At 67.4% G+C, this 9253-nt stretch carries 10 protein-coding genes and 1 pseudogene; 6 read left to right on the forward strand and 5 right to left on the reverse strand.

The features are described from left to right. Nucleotides 1-280: 280 nt before the first annotated feature. A complete protein-coding gene (locus tag ACIQ7H_RS20880) occupies nucleotides 281-874 on the reverse strand; it encodes a hypothetical protein (RefSeq protein WP_395795193.1) in 594 nt (197 codons plus the stop codon). 95 nt (nucleotides 875-969) lie between these two features. Here ACIQ7H_RS20880 and ACIQ7H_RS20885 point away from each other — a divergent pair, with 95 nt between their 5' ends. Next, nucleotides 970-1251, forward strand: coding sequence for a hypothetical protein (locus ACIQ7H_RS20885; RefSeq protein ID WP_395795195.1), 282 nt, complete (start codon nucleotides 970-972; stop codon nucleotides 1249-1251). A gap of 65 nt (nucleotides 1252-1316) precedes the next feature. Here ACIQ7H_RS20885 and ACIQ7H_RS20890 read toward each other — a convergent pair whose 3' ends face one another. Continuing rightward, a complete protein-coding gene (locus tag ACIQ7H_RS20890) occupies nucleotides 1317-2000 on the reverse strand; it encodes a YdcF family protein (protein WP_395795197.1) in 684 nt (227 codons plus the stop codon). Between the two features lie 371 nt (nucleotides 2001-2371). On the opposite strand from ACIQ7H_RS20890, the gene ACIQ7H_RS20895 reads away from it, so the two are divergent. The 5 genes from ACIQ7H_RS20895 to ACIQ7H_RS20915 all read left to right on the forward strand — a co-directional run bounded on the left by ACIQ7H_RS20895 (nucleotide 2372) and on the right by ACIQ7H_RS20915 (nucleotide 7376). Then, nucleotides 2372-3550, forward strand: a complete 1179-nt coding sequence (locus ACIQ7H_RS20895) for a beta-ketoacyl-[acyl-carrier-protein] synthase family protein (protein WP_395795211.1) — start codon at nucleotides 2372-2374, stop codon at nucleotides 3548-3550. Further along, the gene (locus ACIQ7H_RS20900) at nucleotides 3547-4341 is read left to right on the forward strand and encodes a beta-ketoacyl synthase chain length factor (RefSeq protein ID WP_395795199.1); all 795 of its coding nucleotides are present in this window, start codon (nucleotides 3547-3549) and stop codon (nucleotides 4339-4341) included. The genes ACIQ7H_RS20895 and ACIQ7H_RS20900 overlap by 4 nt, the downstream gene beginning before the upstream one ends. Continuing rightward, a complete protein-coding gene (locus ACIQ7H_RS20905) occupies nucleotides 4334-5152 on the forward strand; it encodes a glycosyltransferase family 2 protein (RefSeq protein WP_395795201.1) in 819 nt (272 codons plus the stop codon). The genes ACIQ7H_RS20900 and ACIQ7H_RS20905 overlap by 8 nt, the downstream gene beginning before the upstream one ends. Continuing rightward, nucleotides 5149-6807, forward strand: coding sequence for an NAD(P)/FAD-dependent oxidoreductase (locus ACIQ7H_RS20910; protein WP_395795203.1), 1659 nt, complete (start codon nucleotides 5149-5151; stop codon nucleotides 6805-6807). The genes ACIQ7H_RS20905 and ACIQ7H_RS20910 overlap by 4 nt, the downstream gene beginning before the upstream one ends. Nucleotides 6808-7244: 437 nt before the next feature. Continuing rightward, nucleotides 7245-7376, forward strand: coding sequence for a hypothetical protein (locus ACIQ7H_RS20915; RefSeq protein WP_395795205.1), 132 nt, complete (start codon nucleotides 7245-7247; stop codon nucleotides 7374-7376). 190 nt (nucleotides 7377-7566) lie between these two features. On the opposite strand, the gene ACIQ7H_RS20920 is transcribed toward ACIQ7H_RS20915, so the two are convergent. The 3 genes and pseudogenes from ACIQ7H_RS20920 to ACIQ7H_RS20930 all read right to left on the reverse strand — a co-directional run. After that, a complete protein-coding gene (locus ACIQ7H_RS20920) occupies nucleotides 7567-7857 on the reverse strand; it encodes a hypothetical protein (RefSeq protein ID WP_395795207.1) in 291 nt (96 codons plus the stop codon). Nucleotides 7858-8173: 316 nt separating this feature from the next. Continuing rightward, on the reverse strand, nucleotides 8174-8680 hold the full coding sequence (locus ACIQ7H_RS20925; protein WP_395795209.1) for a hypothetical protein: 507 nt from the start codon (nucleotides 8678-8680) through the stop codon (nucleotides 8174-8176). Between the two features lie 257 nt (nucleotides 8681-8937). After that, nucleotides 8938-9253: pseudogene (locus tag ACIQ7H_RS20930) on the reverse strand (hypothetical protein); the annotation flags it as partial.

Consider the following 9253-nt stretch of genomic DNA (forward strand, 5'->3'; position numbering starts at 1 on the left):
GCGAGCGCACATGCGCCCGCCACCGCCACGCCTCCGAACACGCCATCGACCGGTCCTCCGTTGGGGAAACCGGAGACGGTCGGGAGAATCAGGTAAGGAAGGTAGGTGAGGTGGGCGGACGCTTACGGTTTGGCCGCATTCCAAGGCCGGTCTTCCTCGCTGCTGCTGTTGTCGGTGTCAGCCGGTGCGGCGAAGCGGAAGCGGGCCGAAGTTTCGCGCCTGCAGGGTCATGCAGATCAGTATTGAAGGCCGGTCCGACACGGCATTTCCGCCGCAGCCCCTATCGGCCCAAGGCCATCGCGGAGCCAGTGAACGGCACCACGGCGGTGTAGCCGCTTGGCGCCGGCACCACCGGTGTTGTCGCCGCAAACCCGAACTGGGTGACGCCACGGCCGACTGCAGCGCCGAGGTCATAGCGGGTGCCCTGCAGCTCGAACGGCGAGCTGTCGATCAGCCAGGCGGTGAACAGATTCGCGATCAGAACGGGCGTCGGCGCGGCGGTTGGCGATGCGCTGGCGCTGAGCGTGGTGTCGACCACCATCGTGCTGCGACGGAACACCGCGATGCGCTCGCCTTGGGCGAACGAAGCCGGGCTGTCGAAGTTGCCGCCTGGTATGCGCTGCAGATACAGCGAGAACTCACCCACCGCATCCAGCGCCAGCGACAGGCTGCCATTGCTGGCAGTGCGACCCTTGAACGGCTGCGCGGCGAAGGTGAAGTGGGCCGTGGTTTCGCCCGGCGCCCCGGAGAACATGCGGCAGTCGGGAAACGGCAGATGCAGGAAATAGCCGTAGTCGGCCAGGCTGCCGTCGGCGGCTCTGTAGAAGCGACCCGTGGCATACCAGGCCAGTTCAGAAGCGCTGAGCAGGGACATGCGGAGACTCCGAGGGAAGGCGTTCGCAGCATGCCAACAGCACTGCGACAGAACAACTGCAGCGCAGCGGCGAGAACGTGTATGCGGGGTTGGCGATGCAGGTGATCGCCGGAGCCGCCAAGGGACAGGGCTTTCCGGGCGCGAGCGACTTCAGCGCCGCGCTGGGCGAGGCCCACACCAGGATGGCCGAGTTGTTCGATGGCATGCAAACCGCCGTGCAAAACTGGCGCGCCGACGTGTTCAGCGATGGGGGCAAGCTCAAGCGCACGGGCACCCACCTGAAGGGCGATAGAGTTGCTGTCGACGTGGGTCCGCGAGCTCAGTCTCTCCGACAACCAAGGGATCCGAGGCCTGCCCAAGCAGTGCGCCCGCCTTGATCACGCGAACACCGATAGCGCCGGATTGGCGGTTACCTGACCGCGGGTGACAGACTCACTCGGACTCAGCTGACCTTCGCCAGCATCCGCCGATGCCCGATCAGCCGCGCCCAGCGGCGCGAGATGTCGACCCAGTGCATGTAGCCGGCCTCCAGCAGCATGCGGCCGCGCTCGCGCCAGCTCGGCGCCCACTGTTCTTCCGCCGCACACAGGCGATGCGGGATATCGAGCCACTGCGCGAACAGGCTGCAGCGCGCGAGGTGGTAGCGGCTGGACACCAGCAGCACCTCACCCTGCCCGTTCTGCAGCAGGGCGCGCGCATGGCGCAGGTTCTCCAGGGTGTCGCGCGACTGGTCCTCGAGAGTCACCCGCGCCGAGCCCGGCAAACCGCGCTCGCGCAGACAGCGTGCGGCCACTTCGGCCTCGGTCGGATGCGGCCCACCGCCCAGCAGCAGGAGTTCCAGCTGCGGGTGGCGTCCGGCCAGAGCGAGTGCGCGCTGGATGCGCTGGGCGAAGTCGCTGTCGGGTTCGCCGCTGTCGCAGCGTTTCCCGAACAGCAGCACGCGGGTGGCAGCGTCGGGATCAAGTTCGGGCCAGGCCGGCGACCGTCGTGCAACGTTCCAGACCCGAATCACGTACAGCAGGTACAGCGCGCCACCGCTGAGCAGCAGGGCCAGGCCGGCGATCAGCAAGCCGTGCAGGGCATCGCTGTCGCGCAGGATGCGCAGACGGTGGGCTTGGCGGGTCATTGCTGTGGCACCGGGAGTCGGGAGTCGGGAGTCGGGAGTCGGGAGTCGGGAGTCGGGAGTCGGGAGTCGGGAGTCGGGAGTCGGGAATGGTTGCAGCGCGCACGCGTGCACGCCGAGGCTCGAAGCCGACCCGCGCATTGTGGTCAGCTTCGGCGAGTGATGCGAGTCACTGCCGCTCGCACGGTCTCGGCGCAGGCAATTCACTGGAAGCTCGCCACAGCCTGCTCCAACGATTCCCCACTCCCGATTCCCCATTCCCGCAGAAGTGAAGGCCCGCCCGGTCGCCCCAACCTATAATCCGCGGCCGATCTGGCCGCAACCGCTCCATCCGCAACCCAATCCAGGGAACCGCTACACCGATGTCTTCAGCCATGCCGCCGCTGGCGATCACCGCCCGTACTGCCACCACCGCCTGCGGGCCGGGTCTTGCTGCCTTGAGCGCGGCCGTCGCCGCTCGCCGCAGCGGCCTGCGCCGCAATGATTTCTCGGCCACTGCGCTGGAGACCTGGATCGGCCGCGTCGACGGTCTGGAGTCGGTTGAACTGCCCGAACATCTGTTCGGCTGGGACTGCCGCAACAATCGTCTGGCCTGGTTCGCCCTGCAGCAGGACGGGCTGGCGGACAAAGTCGCAGCCTTGATCGAGCGCTACGGCGCCGCGCGGGTGGCGCTGATCATCGGCACCAGCACCTCCAGCATCGGCGCCTCCGAGGAGGCGTATGCGCGGCTGGACGGCGATCGGTTTCCGGCCGATCTTGACCGCCCGATCATCCACACCCCGCATTCGCTGGGCAGCTTTCTGGCCGCCGCCACCGGCCTGCGCGGGCCCTGCGTGACCGTGGCCACGGCGTGTTCCTCCAGCGCCAAGGTGTTTGCGCAGGCCGCGCGGCTGATCCATGCCGGCGTGGTCGATGCAGCCCTGGTCGGCGGCGTCGACACCCTGTGCGGCAGCGTGCTGTTCGGCTTCAACGCGCTGGGCCTGGTCTCGTCCGAGCAGTGCCGACCCTTCGATGTCGCCCGCCGCGGCCTGTCGCTGGGCGAAGCCGGCGGCTACGCGATCCTCGAACGCGAGGGCGCCGGCCCGCGCCTGCTCGGCTATGGCGAATCCTCCGACGCCCACCACATGAGCAGCCCGCACCCGGACGGCCTCGGCGCGCGCCTGTGCATGCAGGCGGCGATCACGCGCGCCGGGCTTGCGCCGGAGCAGGTCGACTACCTCAACCTGCACGGCACCGCCACGCCGATCAATGACCAGATCGAAGCGGGGGCGGTCGCGCGCCTGTTCGGCGAGCACCTGCGCGCCAGTTCGACCAAGGCCTACACCGGGCACACGCTAGGCGCCGCCGGCATCGTCGAATCGCTGCTCGCGCTGTCAACGATCGACAGCGGCCTGTTGCCGGGCACGCTCAACTGCGATGCGCCCGACCCGGCCTGCGGCCCGCAGATCCTGCGCGAGAACACCCGCGCCGAGGTGCGCATCGCGATGAACAATTCGTTCGGCTTCGGCGGCAACAACTGCTCGCTGGTGTTCGGCGCGGAGGCGCGCGCATGAGCCGCCTGCCGGAGATCAACGTGCTGGGCATCGGCGCCTGGACCGACGGCCTGCCCGACTGGGCCAGCCTGCGCGCCTTCGCCCGCGGCGAAGGCGGCCGCATTGAGGGCGCGCCGAAACGCCCGAGCCCGACCATGCTGCCGGCCAACGAGCGTCGCCGCGCGCCGGATTCCGTGCTGCTGGCGCTGGATGTCGCCCAGGCCGCCTGCAGTGCTGCCGGCGCTGACCCGTCCGAGCTGGCTTCGGTGTTCACCTCGACCCACGGCGATCTGGCGATCACCCACTACATGTGCGAAACCCTGTCCGGCACGCCGACCGATGTCTCGCCCACCCGCTTCCACAACTCGGTGCACAACGCCGCCGCCGGCTACTGGACCATCGGCGTTGGCTGCCACCAGCCCGCCACCGCGATCTCGGCCTTCGACGCCAGCTTCGGCCAGGGCCTGATCGAGGCTGCGCTGCAGCTGGCCTGCGACACCGATCGCGTACTGCTGGTGGCCTACGACAGCTTCGCCGTGGGCCCGGTAGCGCACACCTCCCGCAGCGCCGGCCTGTTCGGTTTCGCCCTGGTGCTGGGCCGCGCTGACGGCCTTGGCAATGGCACCACACTCAAGCTCGACCTGCAGCAGGGCAGCGTGCCCCCAGCGCATGGCGCGCTGATCGAAGCCGTCGCGGCCAATGCGATGGGCCCGGCCGCGGTGTTGGCACAGGCGCTGGCCGGCGGCGACGCCCGCTGCACTCTGGACGCTGGCAACGGCAGCCTGCTTGCCATCGAGATCGGTCATGACTGAGCTGCAGCGCACCGCCGTGGTGATTCCGGCCCTGAACGAAGAGCTGCGCATCCGCGAAGTCGTGCAGGGCGCCCTGCTGTACACGCCGCATGTGATCGTGGTCGACGACGGTTCCAGCGACGGCACGGTGGCGGCCTTGGTCGACCTGCCGATCACCCTGATCCGGCATGACAGCCGCCGCGGCAAGGGCGAAGGCCTGCGCAGCGGCTTCCGCGCCGCCTTGAAACTCGACGTCGACGGCGTGCTCAGCATGGACGGCGACGGCCAGCATCTGGCGGCGGATGTGCCGCGCCTGGTCGCCGCCGCGGCACGTTTCCCCGAACACGTGGTGATCGGCGCGCGGCTGAAGAAACGCGCCCAACAGCCGATCCATCGCCGGCTGGCCAACGAGTTCGGCGACTGGGGCATCGCCTGGGCCACCGGCTACCGCATCGCCGACACCCAGAGCGGCCAACGCTACTACCCGCGCGCATTGTGCGAGATCGCCGATGTCGCAGGTCAGGGCTTCGTGTTCGAAGCCGACATCCTGATCCAGGCGGCGCGCCGGCTCGGCATGGGCTGCGTCTCGGTGCCGATCGAATCGCGCTACGCCGGCGACGGCATGGCCGGTCAGTTCCGCCGCAGCCACTTCCGCCCGCTGACCGACCTCTACCGCATCACCTCGCACGTGGTCGGCCGGGTCTGGACGTATGGCCGGGTGATCCCGCGCTACATCCAGGCGCGGCGCTCGCGCCCACAGATCTTCGACCCGGGCCCGATGTCGGCGGTGGAATCCGTCGACACGGCCGTTGCTGGAGCCTCCAACGCATGAGCACAGTTACCGACGCCACGGCAGCAGCCGACACCGACACCGACGTACTGATCCTCGGCGGCGGCCTGGCGGGCCTGAGCCTTGCCCTGCAGCTGCGCGGCCAGCACCCGGCGCTGCGCATCCGCGTGCTGGAGCGGCGCGCACACCCGGTGCCCGAGGCGGCATTCAAGATCGGCGAGAGCACGGTCGAAATCGCCGCCCACTATTTCGGCACCGTGCTGGGCCTGCGCGAACATCTCGACGCCGAGCAGATCGTCAAGTTCGGCTTCCGATTCTTCTTCTCCGACCGCCACGCCGCGCCGCATCGCTGCGCCGAACTCGGCGCCAGCCAGTCACTGCCGACCGGTGCCTGGCAACTCGACCGCGGCCGCTTCGAGAACTTCCTTGGCGAGCGCGCACGAGCGCTGGGGATCGACTTCCGCACCGAATCAGTAGTGCGCCAGATCGACCTGCGCGACGACGAGCGCGCGCATCACGTCGAGTGGGACGAAGCCGGCAGCCGCCACCACGCCCAGGCACGCTGGGTGATCGACGCCGCCGGCCGCGCCGGCCTGATCAAACGCAAACTCGGCCTGGCCGAAGACAACGGCCACCACGCCAACGCGGTGTGGTTCCGCATCGACGGCCGCATCGACATCCACGACTGGTCCGGCGATGAACAGTGGCTGGCCCGCTGCAGCCCGCCCGAGCGCTGGCGCAGCACCAATCATCTGGTCGGCCCCGGCTACTGGGTGTGGTTGATTCCGCTGTCGTCGGGCTCGCACTCGGTCGGCATCGTGTGTGCGGCGGATACCCACCCGCTGGAAACGATGAACAGTTTCGACAAGGCCATGCACTGGCTGTCGGAACACCAACCACGCCTGTTCGCCGCGCTCGAGCCACAGCGCGACAAGCTGCAGGACTTCGCCTTCTTCCGCGATTTCAGCTACGGCTGCAAGCAGGTGTTCAGCCCGAACCGCTGGGCGCTGACCGGCGAGGCCGGCGTGTTCCTCGACCCGTTCTACTCGCCCGGTAGCGACTTCATCGCGATCAGCAACACCTACATCGCCCGCCTGATCAGCAAGGACCTGGCGAACGAAGCCTGGCAGCCGTATGCAGGTGTGTACGAGCAGCTGTACTTCAGCTTCTACGAAAGCACCATGGCGATGTACCGCGGCCAGTACGGCCTGTTCGGCGACGCCCAGGTGATGCCGCTCAAGGTGCTGTGGGACTACACCTACTACTGGGGTGTGCTGGCGGCACTGTTCTTCAGCGGACGCATCGACGATCTCACCACGCTGTCGCGGCTGAAGCCCGAGCTGGCCGAGGCCAAGGCGCTGAATTTCGCGCTGCAGGACCTGCTGCAGCGCTGGTGCGCCGCCAACTCCCGACCGCACGCGGCGGTCGATTCAGCGGCCTTCCTCGATCAGGCCCGGCTGGGCTGGTTCGCCGAGTTGAACCGCGCCCTGCGTGATGCGCTCAGCGATGCCGAATTCAAGGCGCGGATGCGCTCGAACCTGGTGTGCTTGCGACGGCTCGCCGGAGAGCTGCTCGAACTTGCGCGCGAAACGCATCCTGCGCTGGATGTGTCGGCAGTCGTTGCGCTGCTGGCAGGTGCGCCTGCGGTTGAGGCTGCTGGGTCGCTGCTGACGCCGGAGTGGAAAGGGGCGGCGTAGGGTCCACAGTTTCTGCCTCTCTCCCCGTGGAGAAAGTCGGGGCGTTCGGTTGCTGCCCCTGGTTGGGGTGAGGGCGGGGGGAGCGCTCGCTCCAAACCTGGCCGAATCGCTGTTCTCGGCTCTGCTTCCGCTCGGTGCTTCATGCGGATCCGCTGCCTCGTTGCTCGAAGCGAAGATCAAGAGCTTTCGGTTGGCCCTGCGGGCCGACCGAGTCACTTTCTCTTGAGTGGCCAAGAGAAAGTAACCAAAGAGAAGGCCACCCCTCGTCCGCGCCCTACGTGCATCCTGCACTCCGGGTACGCATGAGGCGGTCGGGGTTTTTGGACAGGCCATCCCTGGCCTGTCAAAAACCTCGCCGGCATCCCTGCCGGCGACCCTTCGGGCGATTCGACCACCTCACGCCGCTTCCCAGGGGCCCCGGGTAGAGCGCGGGCGTCGTGCCCGCAGAAGCCGAGCAAAGCCAAAGCCAAAGCACGAGCGAAGCCGGAGCCGAAGCCGAAGCCGAAGCCGAAGCCGAAGCCGAAGCCGAAGCCGAAGCCGAAGCCGAAGCCGAAAGCGAGCAACGTTGACGGCACAAGTTTGGGTAGGTTGGCGCTGAGCCGAAGGCGAAGCCCAACATCGCGCCACCAGATCTCGCCGCCAGCGTTGAGCGTGCGTTGCAGGGCTTCGCCATCGGCTCAGCGCGAGCCTACGTAGCACACTTGTTCAACGAGTGAGCATTCGGGGCACCGAGTCCCTTTTTCTCATGGCACCCGCGAATCAATCCACAAGCCGCTGTAGGCCAGCCATGCTCAGCAAAAAGAGTCCGATCACAGCGAGCAGCAGTGCGGAGAAACCCAGCACTTTCAAGAATGGCAGGCGCCGTGGAGGAACTTGAAGCGCCCCCATCGCGAGCACAGCAATCGCACCCAGCCAGACAAACAGAATCCAGCCCACGAAAGCGTAGCCCGGTATCTCCGGCAGGTACCGCTGCCTTAGTAGATACGGGGCACATATCAGGAATCCGGCCACCGCATTGCAGTTGCGCGACCACACTTCGTTGGTGGCCAAGCGCTCACCACACGAACGGCATGCGCTCGTGCCGCCGATCGCCATGCGAAGCCGAGACGGCCACCTTTGGAGTTCCCCACAGGCAGGACAGGATCCGGTTTTCATGCTGAGCAACAAAATCTCGATGGTGGAGAGATAACGACGCTGCTGGACAACACCACGACAGCGCCCTGGACTCTCAGCGTGCCGATGCCCAGGCGTGATTCAGCCGAACCGGCTGACCGAAGCGATTTCAGGATTGCTTGTCCGAAGCTGTCAGCGCAGCGACGGCGTTGCGCTCGGCAGTCGCGGCAACCCGGACAGCAGGGCCGAGTGCTCAATCCCCCAACTGAGCCCCCGGCTGCGGATTCGCCAGCCACTGCGCAATGTCCTTGCCCAGTGCTTTGACAGTCCGACCGAGCACGGAGCACGAGCCCTTGTAGCCGGCAAACGCACCGCCCATCGAGTTGCGGCGGCCGCGGAAGTCGGCGATCTGCTCGCCGTTCTCGAACAGCGCGCCACGCACGCGGCTGTATTTCTGGTGGCCGATGAAAGCGTTGCCCATGCTGACGGCATCAACGATCTCCAGCTGCAGTACGCGACCTTCCGCGGACGTATCGATGGTGTCGACAAGCTCCACCTGCAGGCCGTTCTCGCGAGCGAACTCCTGCGTGAACAGGGGCAGCTGGGTGTTCAGCTCGGTGCACTCTTCGCGCACTTTGCGCTGGATGTCGGCGTCCTCGGCGTACGGGGCCGAGCGCGCCACCTGGACGGTCTGTGCAAGGGCTGCTGGAGCGGCGGCGAAGGCAAGCAGGATCAGGATGCTGCGGGAGAGTTTTGACATCGAATGATTCCTTGAAATGAAGGGCGGAGCCGCGTAGGCGGGTGAAGGTAGCGCGAAATGCCCGATCTGGGGAGTGGGGACTTGGGTGTTGGGTGTTGGGGTGTCGGGAAGAACTTGCGCGGCGTAATTGATGATTGCCACGCAGACCGGACCCTCTCCCCAACCCCTCTCCCACAGGGAGAGGGGCTCTGGCGGTGGCGATGGGCCGCGCAAGGCGTGCGGGCTGAAGGCGTGCGGGCTGGGCGCGGAAAGCGCGGTCAACCACGTTCGTACGCTCCGACCCGGCTTTGCTCTGCCTGCTCTGCCTGCTCTGCCTGCTCTGCCCGCTCTGCCTGCTCTGCCTGCTCTGCCCGCTCTGCCTGCTCTGCCTGCTCTGCTTCGGCTTCGGCTTCGGCTTCGGCTTCGGCTTCGGCTTCGGCTTCGGCTTCGGCTTCGGCTTCGGCTTCGGCTTCGCTCCAGCTTCTGCGGGCACGACGCCCGCGCTCTACCCGGGGCCCCTGGGGAGCGGCGGGAGGCGGTCGATCCGCCCGAAGGGTCGCCGGCAGGGATGCCGGCGAGGTTTTCGACAGGCCA

Origin of the sequence: Aquimonas sp. (genome assembly GCF_044377145.1) — a bacterium.
In the GTDB taxonomy this organism is placed as follows: Bacteria; Pseudomonadota; Gammaproteobacteria; order Xanthomonadales; family Xanthomonadaceae; genus Aquimonas.

Excerpts from the sequence above, each read along its gene's own strand:
- ACIQ7H_RS20885 (WP_395795195.1), top strand. The coding sequence starts at position 970 with ATGCAGGTGATCGCCGGAGCCGCCAAGGGACAGGGCTTTCCGGGCGCG.
- ACIQ7H_RS20880 (WP_395795193.1), bottom strand. The coding sequence starts at position 874 with ATGTCCCTGCTCAGCGCTTCTGAACTGGCCTGGTATGCCACGGGTCGC.
- ACIQ7H_RS20925 (WP_395795209.1), bottom strand. The coding sequence starts at position 8,680 with ATGTCAAAACTCTCCCGCAGCATCCTGATCCTGCTTGCCTTCGCCGCC.
- ACIQ7H_RS20910 (WP_395795203.1), top strand. The coding sequence starts at position 5,149 with ATGAGCACAGTTACCGACGCCACGGCAGCAGCCGACACCGACACCGAC.
- ACIQ7H_RS20905 (WP_395795201.1), top strand. The coding sequence starts at position 4,334 with ATGACTGAGCTGCAGCGCACCGCCGTGGTGATTCCGGCCCTGAACGAA.
- ACIQ7H_RS20890 (WP_395795197.1), bottom strand. The coding sequence starts at position 2,000 with ATGACCCGCCAAGCCCACCGTCTGCGCATCCTGCGCGACAGCGATGCC.
- ACIQ7H_RS20895 (WP_395795211.1), top strand. The coding sequence starts at position 2,372 with ATGCCGCCGCTGGCGATCACCGCCCGTACTGCCACCACCGCCTGCGGG.
- ACIQ7H_RS20900 (WP_395795199.1), top strand. The coding sequence starts at position 3,547 with ATGAGCCGCCTGCCGGAGATCAACGTGCTGGGCATCGGCGCCTGGACC.